This window comes from Pseudomonas gorinensis (assembly GCF_042015035.1).
GTDB lineage: Bacteria > Pseudomonadota > Gammaproteobacteria > Pseudomonadales > Pseudomonadaceae > Aquipseudomonas > Aquipseudomonas gorinensis.
On sequence record NZ_CP167125.1, the window covers coordinates 6,640,891 to 6,662,611 of the forward strand.

Sequence of the window (21,721 nt, forward strand, 5' to 3'; positions counted from 1 at the left end):
GCGGTGTTACTTGGCAGCCCAGGAGTTGAAGCGCTGCTCCAACTGCTCGCCGTTATCCGCCCAGAAGCTCACATCGATCTGCACCTGGTTGGCGATGTTCTCTGGCGTAGTCGGCATGTCTTTCAACACATCCTTGGCCAGCAACGGTACGGCTTGGGTGTTGGCCGGGCCGTAGGCGATGTTTTCCGAGTAGATCTTCTGCTGCTGCGGCTGCACGGAGAAGGCGATGAATTTCTTCGCCGCGTCTGCGCGATCCTTGGCCAGGCCTTTTGGAATGGCCCAGGCATCGAAGTCGTAGATGCCGCCGTTCCAGACCACTTTGAGGTTGCTCTCTTTCTGTACGGCCGCGATACGGCCGTTGTAGGCCGAGCTCATCACCACGTCACCCGAGGCGAGGTACTGCGGCGGTTGTGCGCCGGCTTCCCACCATTGGATCGACGGCTTGAGTTCATCTAGCTTCTTGAACGCACGGTCCTGGCCATCTTTGCCGGCCAGTACTTTGTAGACATCCTTCGGCGCGACGCCGTCAGCCATCAAGGCGAATTCGAGGGTGTACTTGGCCCCCTTACGCAGACCGCGCTTGCCTGGGAATTTCTTGGTGTCCCAGAAATCCGCCCAACTGGTCGGCGCGCTGGTCAGCTTGTCGGCGTTGTAGGCCAGCACCGTGGACCACACGAAGAAGCCCACGCCACAAGGCTGGATCGCGCCCTTCACGTAATCCGCGGTGTTGCCGAACAATTTCGGGTCCAGCGGCTCGAACATGTCCTCGTCGCAACCACGGGACAGTTCCGGCGACTCTACTTCCACCAAGTCCCAGGACACGCTCTTGGTGTCAACCATGGCCTTGACCTTGGCCATTTCACCGTTGTATTCACCGGCGACGATCTTGCCGTTGCCCGCGCTTTCCCACGGTGCATAGAAGGCCTTGACCTGTGCAGCCTTGTTCGCGCCACCGAAGGACACGACCGTCAGGTCCGGGCCTGCCATGGCCTGTGTCGCGCCCATCAAGCTCAAAGCCAGGACGGAATATTTCAGGGATCTCAACATTGTTGTTCTCTCCACGTGCAGGGTTGGTGAAGCCATGGGGGCGATTATTTCGCCTCTAGAAGTGGGTCGAGTGCGCGAACGTGCTCGACTTGCCAGCCAATCGGTACCACGTCGCCGACCGCCAGGGCCGGGTCCAGCTCGGCGATCGGTTGTTTCACAAAAAAATCGCTCATGCCGCAGACTTCCAGACGCACGCGCACGTGGTCGCCCAGGTAAATGAATTCCGCCACTCGCCCCGAGAAACGGTTGATGCAGCTTTCACTGGAGCCATTGAGGCTGACGCGCTCAGGTCGTACCGACAGCGTTACCGGGCCGCCGACCTGGCCGACATTCACCGCCAGCGCCTCGACTTTCTCGCCCCGCGCCAGCTCCACCACGCAGCGGTCGCCGCTGTGGCTATGCAAGCGACCATTGAGGCGGTTGTTTTCGCCGATAAAGTTGGCGACGAAGGTGTTCTTCGGTTCTTCATACAAGGTGCGCGGCGCGGCGATCTGCTGGATCTCGCCCTGGTGGAACACCGCCACCCGGTCCGACATGGTCAAGGCTTCGCCCTGGTCGTGGGTCACGTACACCACCGTCACGCCGAGGCGCTGGTGCAGGTGCTTGATCTCCATCTGCATGTGTTCGCGCAATTGCTTGTCGAGGGCGCCGAGGGGTTCGTCCATCAGCACCAGTTGCGGTTCGAACACCAGCGCCCGGGCCAACGCCACGCGCTGTTGCTGGCCGCCGGAGAGTTGCGCCGGATAGCGCTGGGCGAAGGCGTCGAGCTGGACCATGCTCAGCACGCGTTTGACCCGCTCGCTGATATCGGTCTTGCTCAAACCACGTACCGACAGAGGGAACGCCAGATTCTCGGCCACCGTCATGTGCGGGAACAACGCGTAGTTCTGGAACACCATGCCGATATCGCGCTTGTGCGGCGGCACGTTGTTGATCGAGCGCCCGGCCAGCTGGATTTCACCGGCGGTCGGCGTTTCGAAACCCGCCAGCATCATCAGGCTGGTGGTCTTGCCTGAACCGGATGGCCCGAGCAAGGTGAGGAACTCGCCCTTGCGAATCTCCAGGTTGAGGTCTTTGACGATCAGGTTCTCGCCGTCGTAGCTCTTCTGCACGCCACGAAAGCTGACCAGCACATCATTTGAATCCACCTCGCTCATACCCGCACCTTTGTATTTTGGACTGCTGTGGCACAAGCGTAGTCCAGGGGCGAGGCCCCGGAAATCGGGGGCCAGGAGAGAATCACATCAGCAGGATGGACGGTTGGGGGTAGGGAACGCCCTACACCCATGGCGTGTACTGGACAGTGCCGCGCCAGGTGGAGCGCCGCAAGCGGCGAGAATGGGGGCCGTGCCGGTTTGCGGGGTGTCGCAAATAGATATGTCGCTACAGGAGCTTGTGCTCCATGGCGTACTTCACCAGTTCGGCCAGGGAGGTGATATTGAGCTTTTGCATCAAGCGCGCCTTGTGGGTGCTGATGGTCTTGCTGCTCAGCGCCAACTGCTGGGCAATATCATTGACGTTGGCGCCCTGGGCCAGGCGTTCGAATACCGAGAACTCGCGCTCCGAGAGCAATGAGTGCAAGGGCCGCGAATCGGTCAGGCCGACCTCGAATACCATACGGTCCGCCAGGTCCGGGTCAATATAACGACCACCGGCCGCGACCTTGCGAATCGCCATCAACAGCAGTGCCGGGTCGCTGTCCTTGGTGGCATAACCGGCCGCCCCCACCTTCAAGGCACGGGCGGCCATTTGCGCTTCATCGTGCATCGATAGCACCAGGATCGCCGGCGGGTTGTTCAGTGCACGAATGCGCGCGATGGCCTCCAGCCCATTGACCCCGGGCATGGAGATGTCCAGCAGCACCACTTCGCAAGGCACATGACGCAAGGTCTCCAGCAATTGCTCGCCATTGCTTGCCTCGCCCACCACCAGCAGGTCTTTGGCCAGGCCGATCAATTGCTTGATGCCTTCACGCACGATGGTGTGGTCTTCGGCTACCAGTACACGGATCACAGGGGTTTCCTCTTATCGTTATGCATCCAACGGCACCGTGACACTCAGGGTCGTGCCCTCTCCCAACTCGCTGTCCAGGGTCAATTGCCCGCCCATGATCAACACCCGTTCGCGCATGCCAACCAGGCCAAACGACACCGGCCGCCCCTGGGCCTGGACGAAGCCGACACCATCGTCGCTGATAGTCAGCCGCAGGTGTTTGCCTTCCACCGTCAAGGTCAGCTCCACAGTATGCGCCTGGGCATGGCGCATCACATTGGTCAGCGCCTCCTGGAGAATGCGAAACAGGCCAATAGCCTTGGCATCGCTCAGCAGCGGCAGGTTTTCCGGAACCTGCACCAGGCACGGGATCTGCGTGCGCGCTTCGAAGCGCCGCGCCTGCCACTCGATGGCAGAGGCAATCCCCGCATCGAGAATCGGCGGGCGTAGCGCCGTGGCCACATCGCGAACCAGCTGGAACAACTGGGCGATCAGGCGCTTCATGCTGTTGAGCCGCTCATTCAACCCTGGGTCGAGTTGCGCGTAGGCCAGCTCGCACATCAAGGTTTCCAGCTTCAGCACCGTGAGCATTTGTCCGAGCTCGTCATGCACTTCGCGGGCGATACGGGCCTTTTCTTCTTCGCGCACGGTTTCCAGGTGGGCCGACAGTTCACGCAATTGCGCTTCACTTTGCAGCAGCGCGGCCACATAGCGGCGTCGTTCGGTGACGTCATTGAGGTAGACCACCAGGTATTCGCCCTCGGCAAAACGCAGGAAGCTCAAGGACACATCGACGGGCAAGACACTGCCATCGGCACGCAAGCAATCGGTGGCGAAGTTCTGCGGCCCCTCTTCGCTGGCGCGTGCGCGTTTCCACAGGTTCAGCCAGCGGTCCATGTCCAGGCTCGGGTCAAAATCAACCAAGGGTCGCTCGATCAAGGCGCCGGGACCATAGCCCAGCATGGTTTCGGCCGCGCGGTTGGCGTAGCGCACATGGCTGTCCCAGTTGACCCAGAGGATGCCGACGGTGCTTTGATCGATGGAGAATTGCGTCAGCCGCAGCGCTTCGGCACCCGCGGCGCGCGCTGCACTTTCCTCGCGGGCGGCCAGCAGACTGTGTTCGAGCACGCGCTGATGACGCCGCTGCCAAAACACCACCGCCAGGCAGGCGAGCAGCAACAGGCCCAGCAGCAGGCTGAGGTTCTGCCACAAGCCCGGCGACTCTGACAGCCGTGGGTACTTGGGTTGCAGCCAACGGGTGTGTAATTGGTCGAGATCGCGGGCTGGGATGGCACGCAGGGCGCTTTGCATGATGCCCGCCAGTTCCGGCCATTCGCGGCGGGTCGCCACCCGCAGCAACTGCGGCAGGCCGATGTCCCCCACCACGGCCAGCCCGGCGAATTCCGCTTCACCGGACAATCGGCTCAACTGGGCTTCGTCCACCACGGCATAACGCGCCTGCTGGCTCACCAGCAACTGCAAGGCCTGGCGCTCCATGGGCACGCCTTGCAGGTTGAGGCTGGGATAAGTGCTGCGCAGGTAATCGGCCACCGCGCTGGGCATGCGCACCGCAACGCGCGAGCGGTCGTCGAGCTTTTCCAGGTCGACCGCGCCGCCGCCCTCTCGGATACCGACAATGTGCTGGGGCACGCGCATGTACGGGTCAGTGAACAACCACAGGCGCAAACCGGCCGGGGTCTGTTGCAAGCCGGGGGCGATATCGACCTCCCCGTCACGCACGGCGTCTTCCAGTTGTTCCTGCGTCGGGAAGTTACGCCACAACAGTTCAATATTCAGCGCCTTGGCCAGCCATTGCATCAACTCGACATTGGCGCCGGACAAACGCTGCAGGCGCCGATCGTATTGCGCATACGGTGCCTGTAATACCAGGCCCACCCGCAACTCCGGGTGGCCGGCCAACCATTGACGTTGCTGCGCATCGAGCTGCGCTTGCGGTACGACAGGGGCAGGTGCAGCTCCCGCCATCAAGGCAAAGCATAAACAGCCGATAACCAGCAGACAGCGAAAACCCATGATCCACGTCTCACATCACTGACAAATACTGACCAACCCATTAGGCTGCCGGAATCACTTCTGGCCGGGAAATAACGATGCCCCATCTCCACCGTTCGGCACTGCCAGCATTGTGCCTGTCGCTGCTATTTACCAGCGCCTTTTCTGTCCAGGCCGCCGATGCGCCTGCGCCACCAGCCGAAAAACCGGCTGAACGCCAACCCTTGCCTGAGCGTAGCCAGGAAGAAGCCAGCGCCCTGGAACGGCAAATACCACGCGCCGAACAGCAACAGCTACAGGCCGGCAGCGATTCATTCCTGGCCTTGTGGAAACCGGCCAACAGCGCCGAACCCGAAGGTGTGGTGATTATCGTACCGGGCGCTGGGGAAAGTGCTGACTGGCCGCAAGCAATCGCACCATTGCGACGTAAATTGCCCGACGCCAACTGGGGCACCCTTAGCCTGTCGCTGCCGGACGTCAACATGGATACCCTGCCGCCCCGAGTGATCGAAGCGCCCAAGGCGACCGTCGACACCAGCAGCAAAGAAGGCAGCACGGCCGCCAAACCCATTGAACAGGCCGCCAGTGCCGAAGCCGAAGGAACCGATCCGGCAGTGGTGCCAGGCGCGGATGAACAGGAGAAGACTGACACCAAGCGCATCTTCGACCGCATCGACGCTGCGGTCGCCTTCGCCCAGACCCAAGGCGCGCGCAGCGTTGCACTGCTCGGGCATGGCACCGGCGCCTGGTGGGCAGCGCGCTACCTGAGCGAAAAACAACCGGCTCAAGTGCAAAAGCTGGTCATGGTCGCCGGCAAGACCCCGGCAGCTCGCCAGCCGGACCTGCAACAACTGGCCCCAGGCTTGAAAGTGCCGACGGCGGATGTCTTTTATCAAGACAGCGCCCAAGAACGCAAAAACGCGCAGGAGCGTAGCCAGGCGGCCAAGCGTTCGAAGAATGACAGCTATAAGCAGGTGTCGCTCAAGACGCTGCCCGGCAACAGCGCCGCCGAGCAGGAACAGTTGTATCGCCGGATTCGCGGCTGGTTGAGCCCGCAGGCCAGCAACGACTGAGGATCAGCACAACAGCAATGTGGGAGGGGGCTTGCCCCCGATTGCGGTGGGTCAGCCATCGATGCATCTACTGACACTCCCTCATCGGGGTGCAAGCCCCCTCCCACATCGGGTTGTGGTTATCCCCCGCAAATACCGGCAGCTAACGAAAATCCCGGCGCTCGCGAATCAACGCATACGCGTTATGCAATTCACGGGTGCGCTCGGTGGCCTCACGCACTTGCGCGGGGCTGGCACCGCTGCCGGCGATCTTGTCCGGGTGGTGACGACTGAGCAGGCGACGGTAGGCACGCTTGATCACCGATGGCTCGGTAGTGGAAGTCACCCCCAGAATCCGCAACGCCTCCTGATAGGCGCCACTGCGGCTAGCCAGCGGTTTACGTTCCGGCGCGTAGTCAGACGCCAGCGCCTGGAGCTGTTGCGGCGTCCACCCCAGCCACTTGCCCCACTGCTCGATCAGGTCGCGCTCGGCATCATCCGCCTTGCCGTCCGCCCAGGCCATGCGCCAGCAAGCCCGTAACACACCCTCCGCCGCATGGGGCTGCGCCTTGAGGAGGCGCAAGTAGGTGCGCACCCGATCAGAACCCGACTTGCCACGATTGAAGGCCATGATCGCTCGGCGTTGGGCCGGCTCGCTCATGTCCAGTGAACGCATTTCCTGCCGTGCCTGCTGGATATGCCCATCTACCACCCGACCATTGCTCTTGGCCAGGCGCCCCAACAGCACAAACAGCAGTTCGTCATTGCGCAACGCCGGGCGACCGCCCAGGCGCTCGCGCAATTGTGCCCAGCTTTGCAGTTGCAGGCGGCGGTCCAGCGCCTGCCCCAGTAATGCGCCCAACAAGGCCCCCGGAATACTGGCAATGGCAAAGCCAGCCCCGGCGCCGATCAGCGTCCCTGGCCACAACATCCTATTGCCCCGCTTTCAGCAGGGTTTCGACCTGCGCCAGACGCTCCAGCGTACCGACATCAATCCAGCGTCCCGTCATCTTTTCCCCCGTTACCAGACCTTTCGCCATGGCCTCCCGCAACAGCGGCGCCAGCTTGAAGGCACCCGCACTGCAACCCGCGAACAACTGGGGGTCGAGCACTGAAATGCCACTGAAGGTCAGGTTATCGGCACCGGGCGCCGCATCATGAAGCACGCCCTGATGCAGATAGAAATCCCCACCCGATGGGTGATGCGCCGGGTTGTCGACCATCACCAAATGGGCCAGGCCCCGCAGCGGTTGCCGCAGGCGGGTAAAGTCGTAGTCGGTCCAGATATCGCCATTGACCACCAGAAAGGGTTCATCGCCTAGCAACGGCAATGCCTGGAAGATCCCGCCCCCCGTTTCCAGCGGCTCGCCTTCAGCGGAATAACGAATGCGCACGCCAAACTGCGCGCCGTCGCCCAGGTAACGTTCGATCTGCTCGCCGAGCCACGCGTGGTTGATCACGATATCGGTGAAGCCGGCCTTGGCCAGCGCTTCCAGGTGATATTCGATCAAGCGCTTGTCGCCCGCCTGCACCAACGGCTTGGGCGTGTGCAACGTGAGCGGACGCATCCGTTCGCCTTTGCCCGCCGCCAGGATCATTGCTTTCATACCCGCGCCTCGGCGGGTTGACGCAGGCTGGCGAGCAGGTCACCCAGTTCGCTCAGCTCCGCTCGGTCCGCCAGCACCGCTTCTATATAGGCGAAGAAGCGTGGCACATCGGCCAGGTAGCGTGGCTTGCCATCACGATGGCAGATACGCGCAAAAATGCCGATGACCTTGAGATGGCGCTGCACACCCATCAGGTCGCTGGCGCGCAGGAAGTCGTCGAAATCCGCCTGTACCGGGATGCCCAGTTTTCCAGCACGTTCCCAGTAGCCGCGTTGCCATTCACGCACGCGGGCCTGGGGCCAACTGAGGAACGCGTCCTTGAACAGGCAGGTGATGTCGTAGGTCACCGGGCCGTAGACCGCGTCCTGGAAGTCCAGTACGCCGGGGTTGGGCTGGCTGATCATCAGGTTGCGCGGCATGTAGTCGCGGTGCACCAGCACCATGGGCTGGGCCAGGGCGCTGTCGATCAGATGTTCGCTGACACGTTGCCAGAGGGCCTGTTGCTGGGTATCGAACTCGATACCCAAGTGCCGGCGCACGTACCACTCAGGAAACAATTCCAGCTCGCGACGCAGCAGGGCGACGTCATAGCTGGGCAGCGGCGTGTCCATCGGCAATTGCTGGAAAGCCAGCAAGGCGTCGATAGCGTCGGCGAACAATTGATCGGCATTTTGCTCGTCAATCACGTCCAGGTAGGTGTTTCTGCCCAGGTCATTGAGCAAAAGAAAGCCTCGCGGCAAATCTTCTGCGTAAATTTTCGGAACATTAATTCCCGATTTCGCGAGTAAATGAGCGATATCGACGAAAGGTTTGCAGTTTTCCTGGGGGGGTGGCGCGTCCATTACCACGAACGTCCGGCCACCGCCTTCCCAGCGGAAGTAGCGCCTGAAACTTGCGTCGCTGCTGGCCGCGGTCAATGTGGCCGGGGGTACCGGGCCCCAGTCCTGGGCATTGAAAAGGATCGGCAACTGCTCATCCAGCCAGACTTCCAGCTGTTGTAAACGTAGATCTTGCTCGGGCATTACAAGGGTCTCCGACGGCGCTAGCCGTCAAGCGGGGCATGCTTTATTATCACGCATCTTTTTCAGACCATCGAGAGGCGTGCGGCCCAAACCGCGGGCAGATGGCACGCAGGAAGCCCGGACTAATAAGATGGCATTGAAATCCCCCGCGTTTCGTAGAAAATTTCCGTTGCTGGTAACCGGCAGTCTGCTGGCCATGCAACCTTTCGCCACCTCATTCGTGGTCGCCGCGGAACAGTATGACTGCTCAGTCTCTGCTTCGGGTGCCTGGGATTGCGCGCCGAAAACCGCCGCCACCCCATTACCACCGCGCCCGGTGCATGACGGTGCAGCCGTCAGCTCGGCCAACAGCACGGCGCAAGCCGATGCGGGTGGCAACGCCGAGGCCGAGCCGAAAACCGCTCTGGTTACCGAATCCAAGGGCCGTGGCCTGCGCTCGCGCAGCGCCGACTACAGCCACCTGGACTGGGTACCTCGCGAGAAGCTGACCGCAGCCCAGTTGGCCGAAACCGGGCCTTATTGCGCCGGCGCGTACATCGAGCCGACTCGCCCCGGCATGAACGACAAGACGAACAAGAGCGATGCGCCGACCTTCATCGGCGCCAAGGCCTCTCGTTACGAGCAGGAGTCGCAGGTCGCGACCCTGGCCGGTGACGTCGTCATGCGCCAGGGCAGCATGCAGCTCGAGTCCCAGGAAGCCAGCCTGTATCAGGCCGAGAACCGTGGCGAGCTGAACGGTAACGTCCGTTTGCGCGACAATGGCGCGCTGATCGTCGGTGACCACGCGCAAGTGCAGCTGGACACCGGTGCCGCACAAATCGATAACGCCGAGTACGTACTGCACAAGTCGCGCATCCGCGGTAACGCGCTGTACGCCAAGCGTGCCGAAAACGCGATCATCCGTCTCAAGGACGGTACGTACACCACATGCGAACCAGACAGCAATGCCTGGCAGCTCAAGGGCAACAACATCACGTTGAACCCGGCCACCGGTTTCGGTACGGCGACCAACGCGACGTTGCGGATCAAGAACATCCCGATCCTCTACACCCCTTATATCTACTTCCCGATCGACAACCGTCGTCAATCCGGCTTCCTGCCGCCGAGCTTCAGCACGGGCGGTGAAACCGGCTTCACCCTGGTTACGCCGTACTACTTCAACCTGGCGCCGAACTACGACGCCACGTTGTACCCGCAATACATGACCAAGCGCGGCATGTTGATGGAAGGCGAATTCCGCTACCTCACCAAATCCAGCGAAGGCCAGTTCGGCGGCGCGTACCTGAACGACGACAACGACGAGCGCAAAAAGCAGACCGACTACGAAAAAACCCGCTACATGCTCAACTGGCAGCATAAGGGCGGGCTGGATTCGCGTGTACTGACCCAGGTCGACTACACCCAAATCAGCGACCCTTACTACTTCCAGGACCTGAAGGCTTACCAGGAAGGTGTAGAGAGCCGCGATTACATCAACCAGCAGGGCTCCGTGACCTATCGCGGCGACTCCTACCAGGCACGCCTGAACCTCCAGGCCTACCAACTGGCGACGATCTCCCAGATCACCCCGTATGACCGGCTGCCGCAGATCACCTTCAATGGCCAGCTGCCATACCATCCGGGCGGCCTGAACTTCAGCTACGAAACCGAAGCCGTGCGCTTTGAGCGGAACCTGGAGAACGGCACCTTTACCGACGAGAACGGCCTGGTATCGCCGCGCCTGGACACCTACGTCAGGGGGCTGACCCGTGCAAACGGTACGCGCCTGAACGTTGCTCCCGCCGTCGAATACCCGATGAACTGGACCTACGGCTTTGTGACGCCGAAGCTCAAGTACGTCTACACCAAATACGACCTGGACCTAGACAGCATCGGCAAGAACCAGATCATTGCCGATCAAAATGCAGCCGCCGCCGCCGGCACTCAATATGCGGGGGGTAGCTTCAAGAGCTCCCAAGATCGCGCAATCCCCATCGCCAGCGTCGACAGCGGCCTGTACTTCGACCGCAACACCAACTGGTTCGGCAAGGATTACCGCCAGACCCTGGAGCCGCGTGCGTTCTACCTGTACGTACCGAACAAGGACCAGAGCGACATCCCGGTCTTTGATACCAGCGAGTACTCGTTCAGCTACGCCTCGCTGTTCCGCGACAACCGCTTCAGCGGCTCTGACCGGATCGGTGACGAGAACAAGCTGTCCCTGGGCCTGACCAGCCGCTGGATCGAAGATAACGGCTTCGAACGCCAGCGCGTATCCGTAGGCCAGGCGGTGTACTTCAAGGATCGTGAAGTCCAGTTGCCAGGTATCCTGGCGGCCGACCGCGCCGATGCTCAATCGGATGTCTCGCCAATCGCCCTGGACTACGAGTTCCGCTTCAACCGCGACTGGCGCGCCACTGCCGACTACAACTGGGACACCGAGGAACACAGTCCTCGTTCCGGCAGCGCGATGCTTCACTACCAGCCGGAAGACAACCCGAACAAGATCATCAACGTTGGTTATCGCTATCGTAACGACCAGGTCGTCTACAACCAGCTGACCGGCAAATGGCAGTTCGGTGGTGACTACGGCACTCCGGGCCAAGAGAACTTCGTGAAGGATTACTACAAAATCCAACAACACGACTTCTCGATGATGTGGCCGATCGTTCCGCAGTGGAACCTGATCACCCGCTGGCAGTATGACTATGCCCGCAACCGTACCCTGGAAGCCTTCGGTGGTTTCGAGTACGACAACTGCTGCTGGAAACTGCGCGTCATCAACCGTTACTGGGTTTCCAACGACGAATACAGCCAGATCGCCCCGCTTAACGAAAAGGGTGACCACGGGCTCTTCCTCCAGATCGTCCTCAAAGGACTCGGCGGCCTGACCGGCGCCAAGGTAGAGAGCTTCCTCGACAAAGGCATTGAAGGTTATCGTGAACGTGAAGACCAAGCTTTCTGATTGTCTGCGCCCGCTAGTGCTGGGCGCGCTGTTCCTCGGTACCGCATCGGCCCACGCTGCGGTTCAACAGCTGGATAAAGTAGTGGCCATCGTCGATAACGACGTGATCATGCAGAGCCAACTGGACCAACGGGTCAAGGAAGTTCAGCAGACCATCGCCAAGCGTGGCGGTGGTGTGCCACCTACCAGCGTCCTGGACCAACAGGTGCTGGAACGCCTGATCGTTGAAAACCTGCAATTGCAGATCGGCGATCGTTCCGGCATCCGTATCTCGGATGAAGAGCTGAACCAGGCCGTTGGCACCATCGCTCAACGCAACAACATGAGCATTGACCAGTTCCGTGCCGCCCTGGCCCATGACGGCCTGTCCTACGAGGACGCCCGTGACCAGATCCGCCGCGAGATGATCATCAGCCGCGTGCGTCAGCGCCGTGTGGCCGAGCGGGTCCAGGTCTCCGAGCAGGAGGTGAAAAACTTCCTGGCTTCGGACCTGGGCAAGATGCAGCTTTCCGAAGAACTGCACCTGGCCAATATCCTGATCCCGACCCCGGACAGCGCCAACGCCGAGCAGCTCAATGCAGCAGCGGCAAAAACCCAGGCGATCTACGATCGCCTGAAAGCCGGTGCTGACTTCGCTCAAATGGCTATTGCCCAGTCCGGCAGCGACAACGCCCTCGAAGGCGGTGACATGGGCTGGCGTAAAGCCGCTCAACTGCCACCACCATTCGACCGGGAACTGAGCGCCATGGAAGTGGGTGGCATTACCCAGCCAGCCCGTACCCCTGGTGGTTTCATCATCCTCAAGTTGCTGGAACGTCGTGGCGGCGAGACCTCGCTGAAAGACGAAGTCCATGTTCGTCATATCCTGGTCAAACCGAGCGAAATCCGCACCGAAGCGCAAACCAAGGAACTGGCCCAGAAGATCTATGACCGCATCGAAAGCGGTGAAGACTTCGCCACCCTGGCCAAAAGCTTCTCGGAAGACCCGGGTTCGGCCCTCAACGGCGGCGACCTGAACTGGATCGACCCGAAGGCACTGGTGCCTGAGTTCCAGGACGTCATGGCCAAGACCCCGCAAGGCGTTCTGTCCAAGCCATTCAAGACTCAATACGGCTGGCATGTACTGGAAGTCCTTGGCCGCCGCGCCACCGACAACACCAGCCAGGCCCGCGAGCAACAAGCGTTGACCGTACTGCGTAACCGCAAGTACGACGAAGAGCTGCAAACCTGGTTGCGTCAGATCCGTGACGAAGCCTACGTAGAAAACAAGCTGCCAGGCGCCGAGCAAACAGGCACCAACCAGGCAACCCAGTGAAACCCCAGCGTTTCGCGGTGACACCCGGCGAGCCGGCCGGCATTGGTCCAGACCTGTGCCTGCTGCTCGCCTCACAAGCCCAGCCACACCCCCTGATTGCCATTACCAGCCGTGACCTGCTCCTTGAGCGAGCCACGCAACTGGGTGTGGCTGTCGATCTGCTGGACGTTGGGCCGGGGCACTGGCCTGACCTGCCGGCGCCGGCAGGCAGCCTTTATGTGTGGGATACCCCACTGCACGCCAAGGTGGTTGCCGGGCAACTGGACAAGGCCAACGCGGCCTTTGTGCTGGAAACCCTGACCCGCTCCGGGCAAGGCTGCATCGACGGCGACTTCGCCGGCATGATCACTGCGCCTGTGCACAAGGGCGTGATCAATGAATCGGGTATCGCCTTTTCCGGGCATACCGAATTCCTTGCCGAACTGACCCACACCGCCCAAGTCGTGATGATGCTGGCCACACGCGGCCTGCGCGTCGCCCTGGTAACCACGCACCTGCCACTGCGCGATGTTGCCGATGCCATCACTGTCGAGCGCCTGGAGCGCGTGACGCGCATCCTGCACGCCGACCTGCAACAGAAATTCGGCATTGCCCAACCGCGCATCCTTGTCTGCGGGCTCAACCCCCACGCGGGCGAAGGCGGCCACCTGGGCCATGAAGAAATCGACATCATCGAACCCACCCTGGAGCGTCTGCGCCAAGAAGGCATGGACCTGCGCGGCCCACTGCCTGCAGACACTCTATTTACCCCCAAATATCTGGAGCACTGCGACGCAGTGCTGGCGATGTACCACGACCAGGGGCTGCCGGTGCTCAAATACAAAGGCTTCGGCGCCGCCGTCAACGTGACACTGGGCCTGCCGATCATCCGTACCTCCGTCGACCATGGCACCGCCCTGGACCTGGCGGGCAGCGGCAAGATCGACACCGGCAGCCTGCATGTGGCCCTGGAAACCGCCTATCAGATGGCCGAGACCCGTATATGACCGAGCATTACCAACACCGGGCGCGCAAGCGCTTCGGGCAAAACTTCCTGCACGACGCTGGCGTGATCGACCGTATCCTGCGCTCCATCCATGCCAAGCCTGAAGACCGTCTGCTGGAAATCGGCCCGGGCCAGGGCGCCCTGACCCAAGGCCTGTTGGCCAGCGGAGGTCAACTGGACGTGGTCGAACTGGACAAGGACCTGATCCCGATCCTCAACCAGCAGTTTGCCGACAAACCCAACTTCAACCTGCATCAGGGCGATGCGCTGAAGTTCGACTTCAACACCCTGAACGCGGCGCCCAACAGCCTGCGGGTAGTGGGTAACCTGCCGTACAACATCTCCACACCGCTGATTTTTCACCTGCTCAACAACGCCGGGATCATCCGCGACATGCACTTCATGCTGCAAAAGGAAGTGGTGGAACGCCTGGCTGCCGGCCCTGGCGGTGGTGATTGGGGTCGCCTGTCGATCATGGTGCAGTACCACTGCCGCGTCGAACACCTGTTCAACGTCGGCCCTGGCGCATTCAACCCGCCACCGAAGGTCGACTCGGCCATCGTGCGCCTGGTGCCTCACGCCGTACTGCCGCACCCGGCAAAGGATCACAAATTGCTGGAGCGCGTGGTGCGTGAAGCGTTCAACCAGCGTCGCAAGACCTTGCGCAACACGCTGAAGGCCCTGCTGAGCAACGCTGAAATCGAAGCCGCCGGCGTCGACGGCAGCCTGCGCCCCGAGCAACTGGACCTGGCTGCCTTCGTGCGCCTCGCAGACCAACTGGCCATCCAGCCTGCCCCCGCGGTGGAATAAACACCAGCAGCCAGTTTGCCAGCGATGGCGTGCTCGTCATTGCTATCGCCGGCAAGCCGGCTCCTGCCGGGCCAGACAGCATGTCTGGCCTAGTGCCCACCTCATGGCCTAGACTGATCCGCATCTGCTGTCCTCCGCTTTTGCTTTTAAGGCCTCTTGCATGTCCGATCCTCGCTACCAGATCGACGTCAGCGTCGTCACCCGCTTCCTGGCGGACCAATCGCAACCTGAACAGAACCGCTTCGCCTTTGCCTACACCATCACGGTGAAAAACAATGGGCTGGTGCCGGCCAAGCTGCTGTCTCGCCATTGGGTGATCACTGACGGTGACGGCCAAGTCGAAGAAGTGCGCGGCGCCGGCGTCGTCGGCCAGCAGCCATTGATCGATATCGGCGCCAGTCATACCTACAGCAGCGGCACGGTGATGACCTCCAAGGTGGGCACCATGCAAGGCTCGTATCAGATGAAGGCCACTGATGGCCAACTGTTCGACGCAATCATCAAGCCTTTTCGCCTGGCGGTGCCCGGAGCCTTGCACTGATGGCGACGTACGCGGTCGGCGACCTGCAAGGCTGCCTGGAGCCCCTCCAGTGCCTGCTCGAACGCGTGGCCTTCGACCCAGCAAAAGATCGCCTTTGGCTCGTTGGCGACCTCGTCAACCGTGGCCCGCAGTCCCTCGACACCCTACGCTACCTCTATCGCCTGCGTGACTCGCTGGTGTGCGTATTGGGCAATCACGACCTGCACCTGCTGGCGGTCGGCAATAATATCGAGCGCCTGAAAAAGGGCGATACGCTGCGCGAGATCCTCGAAGCGCCGGACCGGGGCGAACTGCTGGATTGGCTTCGCCAGCAGAAAATCATGCATTACGACGAAAGCCGTGACATGGCCCTGGTCCACGCCGGTATCCCGCCCCAGTGGACACTGAAAAAGGCCCTCAAGTGCGCCGCCGAGGTCGAAAGCGCCCTGGCCGATGACAGCCTGTACACCGCCTACCTCGACGGCATGTACGGCAACGAACCGGTCAAATGGGACAACGACCTCACCGGCGTGGCCCGCCTGCGAGTGATCACCAACTACTTCACGCGCATGCGCTTCTGCACCGCCGAAGGCAAGTTGGACCTCAAGAGCAAGGAAGGCGCCGACACCGCGCTGCCCGGCTACAAACCCTGGTTCGCCCATAAGGACCGCAAGACCCGCGACACGAAGATTATCTTTGGTCACTGGGCGGGCCTCGAAGGCAAGTGCGACGAACCTGGTGTATTCGCCCTCGACACCGGCTGTGTGTGGGGTGGCGCCATGACCATTATGAACATCGACACCGGCGAGCGCCTGAGCTGCCAGTGCCCCTCCCCCCTTCCCGCTACACTGCCGGCTGCCGCCAAGCGCTAGACGCAGCAGCCATGCCCAAGGAGCCCGCCATGAGCGAATTCAAACGTATCTCTCCCGAACAAGCCCAGGTCCTGCGCGAACAAGGCGCGGTGGTGGTGGATATTCGTGATCCGCAGACTTACGCCCTGAACCACATCAAAGACGCCCGTCATCTGGACAACCACAACATTGCCGATTTCATCCGCGCCGCCGACCTCGACGCGCCGGTGATCGTGGCCTGCTACCACGGCAACTCCAGCCAGAGCGCGGCCGCCTACCTGATCAGCCAGGGTTTCTCCGACGTCTATAGCCTGGACGGCGGCTTTGAGCTGTGGCGTACGACGTATCCTGCAGAAATTTCTTCATCCGATTCGCAATAATTTTTTTCACACCCCGCTACCCCCCGTGATGCTTGGGCTAGCGCCGTTTCTGACGAACGGCGCAGCCAAACTAATTGTGCATCGCACCTTGACCTCCCGGATTCCGAACTATCCTTAAGCGCAGGCCATCCGAATCAGGGGAGAGCCGGTACACCGGCGTGCGGGTCATCGGTAGCGTTTCAGGGTGTTCTGGGGGGAAAACAGCCATTGGCGTCCGTCAATGTCTGCCAGCATCGACTGATTGATCCGGCGTCGGCTCCACGTATCGAGCGAGGTGACGACGTCATGAGTATTTTTAGCCACTTCCAACAACGCTTCGCATCCACACAGCAGGAAGAACTCACGCTTCAAGAGTATCTCGAGCTGTGCAAACAGGATCGCAGCACCTACGCGTCTGCCGCCGAACGCCTGCTGCTGGCGATTGGCGAGCCGGAGCTGGTAGACACCTCCAACAATTCGCGCCTGTCGCGAATATTCTCCAACAAGGTGATCCGTCGCTACCCGGCCTTTGAGGACTTCCATGGAATGGAAGAATGCATTGACCAGATCGTCTCCTACTTCCGCCATGCCGCCCAAGGCCTGGAGGAGAAGAAACAGATCCTCTACCTGCTCGGCCCGGTTGGCGGCGGTAAATCGTCCCTGGCTGAAAAGCTCAAACAACTGATCGAGAAAGTGCCCTTCTATGCGATCAAGGGCTCGCCGGTCTTCGAATCGCCCCTGGGCCTGTTCAACGCCACGGAAGATGGCGCGATCCTCGAAGAGGATTTCGGCATTCCCCGGCGCTACCTCAACACCATCATGTCGCCCTGGGCCACCAAGCGGCTGGCCGAGTTTGGCGGTGATATCAGCCAGTTCCGCGTAGTGAAACTCTACCCGTCGATCCTCAACCAGATCGGCGTGGCCAAGACTGAACCGGGCGATGAGAACAACCAGGACATTTCGGCACTGGTGGGTAAGGTCGATATCCGCAAACTGGAGGAATTCCCGCAGAACGATGCCGACGCCTACAGCTACTCCGGCGCGCTGTGCCGGGCCAACCAGGGCCTGATGGAATTCGTGGAGATGTTCAAGGCGCCGATCAAGGTGCTGCACCCACTGCTCACCGCGACCCAGGAAGGCAACTACAACAGTACTGAAGGCCTGGGTGCGATTCCGTTTACCGGGATCCTGCTGGCCCACTCCAACGAATCGGAATGGCACACCTTCCGCAACAACAAGAACAACGAAGCCTTCATCGACCGGATCTACATCGTCAAGGTGCCGTACTGCCTGCGCGTCAGTGACGAAATCAAGATCTACGACAAGTTGCTGTTCAACAGCTCCCTGGCCAAGGCGCATTGCGCACCTGACACCTTGAAGATGCTTGCCCAGTTCACCGTGCTGTCGCGCCTCAAGGAGCCGGAAAACTCGAATATCTACTCGAAGATGCGGGTGTACGACGGCGAAAACCTCAAGGACACCGACCCTAAGGCCAAGTCGATCCAGGAATATCGCGACACGGCGGGCGTGGATGAGGGCATGAACGGCCTGTCGACGCGCTTTGCGTTCAAGATCCTGTCCAAAGTCTTCAACTTCGACCCGCATGAAATCGCCGCCAACCCGGTGCACCTGCTCTATGTGCTGGAGCAGCAGATCGAACAGGAGCAATTCCAGGCAGAAACCCGCGAACGCTACCTGCGCTTCCTCAAGGAATACCTCGCACCACGCTACATCGAGTTTATCGGCAAGGAAATCCAGACCGCTTACCTGGAGTCCTACAGCGAGTACGGCCAGAACATCTTCGACCGCTACGTGTTGTACGCAGACTTCTGGATCCAGGACCAGGAATACCGCGACCCGGAAACCGGCGAAATCCTCAACCGCGTAGCCCTCAACGAGGAACTGGAAAAAATCGAGAAACCGGCGGGCATCAGCAATCCGAAGGATTTCCGCAACGAAATCGTCAACTTCGTATTGCGCGCACGAGCGAACAACAACGGCAAGAACCCCACCTGGCTCAGCTACGAGAAGTTGCGGGTGGTCATCGAGAAGAAAATGTTCTCCAACACCGAGGATCTGCTGCCGGTCATCAGCTTCAACGCCAAGGCCAGCAAGGAGGACCAGCAAAAACACAACGACTTCGTCACACGCATGGTCGAGCGTGGCTACACCGACAAACAAGTACGGCTACTCTCCGAGTGGTATTTGCGAGTTCGCAAATCGCAGTAAGGCAGCGGCAAGCGTGCGCTGCCAGGCATTTGGCCTGGCAGCTGACCGCTTGTCTCTAAGCTTCCAGCTCGCGGCTTGAAGCTTGTAACGTGAAGCTGCCCGGAGGGCTCCCCATGAGCTATGTGATCGACCGACGCCTCAATGGCAAGAACAAAAGCACGGTAAACCGCCAACGTTTCCTGCGGCGTTACCGTGACCACATCAAAAAGGCCGTTGAAGAGGCCGTCAGCCGCCGCTCCATCACCGACATGGAGCACGGCGAGCAAATCAGCATTCCCGGACGGGACATCGACGAACCGGTGCTGCACCATGGCCGGGGCGGCAAACAAACCGTGGTGCACCCCGGCAACAAGGAATTCACCACTGGCGAACATATCCAACGACCCCAGGGCGGCGGCGGGGGCAAAGGCCCAGGCAAGGCGGGTAACTCCGGCGAGGGCATGGACGAGTTCGTGTTCCAGATCACCCAGGAAGAATTCCTCGAATTCATGTTCGAGGACCTGGAGCTACCCAACCTGGTCAAGCGCAACCTGACCGGTACCGACACCTACAAAACGGTGCGCGCGGGGATCAGCAACGAAGGCAATCCGTCCCGTATCAACATCATCCGCACCCTTCGCTCAGCCCATGCACGGCGTATCGCCCTGTCGGGAAGCAGCCGCGCCAAGCTGAGAGAGGCCAAGGAAGAGTTGGCACGCTTGAAGCGCGAAGAACCGGATAACTTCGGCGATATCCAGGAAATTGAAGTTGAAATCGAGAAACTCAGCGCGCGGATCCACCGGGTGCCGTTCCTCGACACCTTCGATTTGAAATACAACCTGCTGGTCAAGCAGCCCAACCCCAGCTCCAAAGCCGTGATGTTCTGCCTGATGGACGTGTCCGGCTCGATGACCCAGGCCACCAAGGACATTGCCAAGCGCTTTTTCATCCTGCTGTACCTGTTCCTCAAGCGGAACTACGACAAGATCGACGTGGTGTTTATCCGCCATCACACCAGCGCCCGAGAAGTGGACGAAGAGGAGTTCTTCTACTCGCGGGAAACCGGCGGCACTATCGTTTCCAGCGCCTTGAAACTGATGCAGGAGATCATGGCCGAGCGCTACCCCGCCAACGAGTGGAACATCTATGCCGCGCAAGCCTCGGACGGTGACAACTGGAACGATGACTCGCCCATCTGCCGCGACATCCTGATCAACCAGATCATGCCGTTCGTGCAGTACTACACTTATGTTGAGATCACCCCCCGTGAGCATCAGGCGCTGTGGTTCGAATACGAGCGCATCGGCGAAGCCTTTGCCGACACATTCGCCCAGCAGCAACTGGTCTCGGCCGGCGATATCTACCCGGTCTTCCGTGAACTCTTCCAGCGCAGGTTAGTGACATGACCGCCAAAAAAGAGCAAAAACGCCAACCTATCTCCACGGGGTCTGAGTGGACCTTTGAACTGATCCAGGCCTATGACCGGGAAATCAGCCGTATCGCGGCCGGTTATGCCCTGGACACCTACCCCAACCAGATCGAAGTGATCACCGCTGAACAGATGATGGACGCCTATGCCTCGGTGGGCATGCCGCTGGGTTATCACCACTGGTCCTATGGCAAGCACTTCCTCAGTACTGAAAAGTCCTATAGCCGCGGGCAGATGGGCCTGGCCTACGAAATCGTCATCAACTCCGACCCGTGCATCGCCTACCTGATGGAAGAAAACACCATCTGCATGCAGGCGCTGGTGGTGGCTCACGCCTGCTATGGGCATAACAGCTTTTTCAAGGGTAACTACCTGTTCCGCACCTGGACCGACGCTAGCTCGATCATCGATTACCTGGTGTTCGCCAAGCAGTACATCATGCAATGCGAGGAACGCCATGGCATCGACGCGGTGGAAGACCTGCTCGACTCCTGCCATGCCCTGATGAACTATGGGGTCGACCGCTACAAACGACCCTATCCGATTTCGGCCGAGGAAGAGCGCCTGCGCCAGAAGGAGCGCGAGGAGCACCTGCAGAAGCAGATCAATGACCTGTGGCGCACTATTCCCAAACGCGCGGGCAAGAACAGTGACAAGGATAATGCACGCTTCCCCGTCGAACCCCAGGAAAACATTCTGTACTTCCTGGAAAAACACGCACCGCTACTGGAGCCCTGGCAACGGGAAATCGTGCGCATCGTGCGCAAGATCGCCCAGTACTTTTATCCACAACGCCAGACCCAGGTGATGAACGAAGGCTGGGCGACATTCTGGCACTACACGTTGATGAACGACCTGTACGACGAAGGCCTGGTCACCGACGGCTTCATGATGGAGTTCCTCACTTCCCATACCAGCGTGGTATTCCAACCCGGCTTCGACAGCCCGTATTACAGCGGCATCAACCCCTATGCCCTGGGCTTTGCCATGTACCGCGACATCCGGCGCATGTGCGAGCACCCCACCGAGGAAGACCGTCGCTGGTTCCCGGAAATCGCCGGCAGCGATTGGCTGTCGACCATCAAGTTCGCCATGAGCAGCTTCAAGGATGAAAGTTTCATCCTGCAGTACCTGTCACCCAAGGTCATTCGCGACCTCAAGCTGTTCAGCATTCTGGATGACGACCTCAAGGATGACCTGGTGGTGCCGGCCATTCACGACGAACCAGGCTACCGCATCATCCGGGAAACCCTGGCGGCGCAGTACAACCTGGGCAACCGCGAGCCGAACATCCAGATCTACAGCATCGACGTACGCGGCGATCGCTCGCTGACCCTGCGTCATCAGCAGCACGACCGCAAACCCTTGGGGGAATCCACCGAGGAGGTGCTCAAGCATCTGCACCGGCTATGGGGGTTCGATATCCACCTGGAAACCTTGCAGGGTGATCAGGTGATGAAAACCCACCATGTCCCCCCACGCAGCGATCACAACGACAACGACTACGGCCGCCTGGACCTCGCCGTCGTCCATCTCTGAAACAGCAAAGCCTCCATTGGCCAGGCAC

At 60.5% G+C, this 21,721-nt stretch carries 18 protein-coding genes; 11 read left to right on the forward strand and 7 right to left on the reverse strand.

All coding sequences use genetic code 11. The features are described 5' to 3' along the window. Nucleotides 1-6: 6 nt before the first annotated feature. The 4 genes from AB7933_RS30470 to AB7933_RS30485 form a co-directional block, all read right to left on the reverse strand. Complete coding sequence (locus tag AB7933_RS30470; RefSeq protein ID WP_024077707.1) at nucleotides 7-1,047, reverse strand: ABC transporter substrate-binding protein; 1,041 nt, start codon at nucleotides 1,045-1,047, stop codon at nucleotides 7-9. A 44-nt stretch (nucleotides 1,048-1,091) separates the two neighbouring features. Further along, nucleotides 1,092-2,204: an ABC transporter ATP-binding protein gene (locus tag AB7933_RS30475; RefSeq protein WP_024077708.1), complete on the reverse strand. Its 1,113-nt coding sequence runs from the start codon at nucleotides 2,202-2,204 to the stop codon at nucleotides 1,092-1,094. Between the two features lie 226 nt (nucleotides 2,205-2,430). After that, nucleotides 2,431-3,060 (reverse strand): response regulator, encoded by a 630-nt coding sequence (locus tag AB7933_RS30480; RefSeq protein ID WP_024077709.1) that lies wholly within the window; start codon nucleotides 3,058-3,060, stop codon nucleotides 2,431-2,433. A gap of 18 nt (nucleotides 3,061-3,078) precedes the next feature. Next, nucleotides 3,079-5,073 carry a sensor histidine kinase gene (locus AB7933_RS30485; RefSeq protein WP_375156305.1) on the reverse strand — a complete coding sequence of 665 codons (1,995 nt, stop codon included), beginning with the start codon at nucleotides 5,071-5,073 and terminating at the stop codon, nucleotides 3,079-3,081. Between the two features lie 77 nt (nucleotides 5,074-5,150). Here AB7933_RS30485 and AB7933_RS30490 point away from each other — a divergent pair, with 77 nt between their 5' ends. After that, nucleotides 5,151-6,125, forward strand: coding sequence for an alpha/beta hydrolase family protein (locus tag AB7933_RS30490; RefSeq protein ID WP_024077711.1), 975 nt, complete (start codon nucleotides 5,151-5,153; stop codon nucleotides 6,123-6,125). Between the two features lie 142 nt (nucleotides 6,126-6,267). Here the strand turns inward: AB7933_RS30490 and AB7933_RS30495 are convergent, their stop codons facing one another. Genes AB7933_RS30495 through AB7933_RS30505 form a run of 3 tightly spaced genes read right to left on the reverse strand, consistent with a single transcriptional unit; the run spans nucleotide 6,268 to nucleotide 8,733 of the window. Then, nucleotides 6,268-7,035 carry a TerB family tellurite resistance protein gene (locus tag AB7933_RS30495; RefSeq protein WP_024077712.1) on the reverse strand — a complete coding sequence of 256 codons (768 nt, stop codon included), beginning with the start codon at nucleotides 7,033-7,035 and terminating at the stop codon, nucleotides 6,268-6,270. Nucleotide 7,036: 1 nt separating this feature from the next. Beyond that, entirely contained in the window at nucleotides 7,037-7,711 is a 675-nt protein-coding gene (gene murU, locus AB7933_RS30500; protein WP_024077713.1) for an N-acetylmuramate alpha-1-phosphate uridylyltransferase MurU, read from the reverse strand. Next, entirely contained in the window at nucleotides 7,708-8,733 is a 1,026-nt protein-coding gene (locus tag AB7933_RS30505) for an aminoglycoside phosphotransferase family protein (protein WP_024077714.1), read from the reverse strand. The genes murU and AB7933_RS30505 overlap by 4 nt, the downstream gene beginning before the upstream one ends. A gap of 130 nt (nucleotides 8,734-8,863) precedes the next feature. Here AB7933_RS30505 and AB7933_RS30510 point away from each other — a divergent pair, with 130 nt between their 5' ends. The 10 genes from AB7933_RS30510 to AB7933_RS30555 all read left to right on the forward strand — a co-directional run bounded on the left by AB7933_RS30510 (nucleotide 8,864) and on the right by AB7933_RS30555 (nucleotide 21,693). Then, nucleotides 8,864-11,677, forward strand: a complete 2,814-nt coding sequence (locus AB7933_RS30510; RefSeq protein ID WP_024077715.1) for an LPS-assembly protein LptD — start codon at nucleotides 8,864-8,866, stop codon at nucleotides 11,675-11,677. Further along, entirely contained in the window at nucleotides 11,652-12,992 is a 1,341-nt protein-coding gene (locus tag AB7933_RS30515; protein WP_024077716.1) for a peptidylprolyl isomerase, read from the forward strand. Before AB7933_RS30510 ends, AB7933_RS30515 begins: the two co-directional genes overlap by 26 nt. Next, a complete protein-coding gene (gene pdxA / locus AB7933_RS30520) occupies nucleotides 12,989-13,978 on the forward strand; it encodes a 4-hydroxythreonine-4-phosphate dehydrogenase PdxA (protein WP_024077717.1) in 990 nt (329 codons plus the stop codon). The genes AB7933_RS30515 and pdxA overlap by 4 nt, the downstream gene beginning before the upstream one ends. After that, nucleotides 13,975-14,787 (forward strand): 16S rRNA (adenine(1518)-N(6)/adenine(1519)-N(6))-dimethyltransferase RsmA, encoded by an 813-nt coding sequence (gene rsmA / locus AB7933_RS30525; protein ID WP_024077718.1) that lies wholly within the window; start codon nucleotides 13,975-13,977, stop codon nucleotides 14,785-14,787. The genes pdxA and rsmA overlap by 4 nt, the downstream gene beginning before the upstream one ends. Before the next feature lie 160 nt (nucleotides 14,788-14,947). Next, nucleotides 14,948-15,328 carry a Co2+/Mg2+ efflux protein ApaG gene (apaG, locus tag AB7933_RS30530; protein ID WP_024077719.1) on the forward strand — a complete coding sequence of 127 codons (381 nt, stop codon included), beginning with the start codon at nucleotides 14,948-14,950 and terminating at the stop codon, nucleotides 15,326-15,328. Then, nucleotides 15,328-16,179: a symmetrical bis(5'-nucleosyl)-tetraphosphatase gene (locus tag AB7933_RS30535; RefSeq protein WP_024077720.1), complete on the forward strand. Its 852-nt coding sequence runs from the start codon at nucleotides 15,328-15,330 to the stop codon at nucleotides 16,177-16,179. Before apaG ends, AB7933_RS30535 begins: the two co-directional genes overlap by 1 nt. 29 nt (nucleotides 16,180-16,208) lie before the next feature. Further along, nucleotides 16,209-16,538, forward strand: coding sequence for a thiosulfate sulfurtransferase GlpE (gene glpE / locus AB7933_RS30540; protein ID WP_024077721.1), 330 nt, complete (start codon nucleotides 16,209-16,211; stop codon nucleotides 16,536-16,538). A 285-nt stretch (nucleotides 16,539-16,823) separates the two neighbouring features. Continuing rightward, on the forward strand, nucleotides 16,824-18,746 hold the full coding sequence (locus tag AB7933_RS30545; protein ID WP_024077722.1) for a PrkA family serine protein kinase: 1,923 nt from the start codon (nucleotides 16,824-16,826) through the stop codon (nucleotides 18,744-18,746). A gap of 113 nt (nucleotides 18,747-18,859) precedes the next feature. Further along, entirely contained in the window at nucleotides 18,860-20,131 is a 1,272-nt protein-coding gene (locus AB7933_RS30550) for a YeaH/YhbH family protein (RefSeq protein WP_024077723.1), read from the forward strand. Further along, a complete protein-coding gene (locus tag AB7933_RS30555; RefSeq protein WP_024077724.1) occupies nucleotides 20,128-21,693 on the forward strand; it encodes a SpoVR family protein in 1,566 nt (521 codons plus the stop codon). The genes AB7933_RS30550 and AB7933_RS30555 overlap by 4 nt, the downstream gene beginning before the upstream one ends. Nucleotides 21,694-21,721 lie beyond the last annotated feature (28 nt).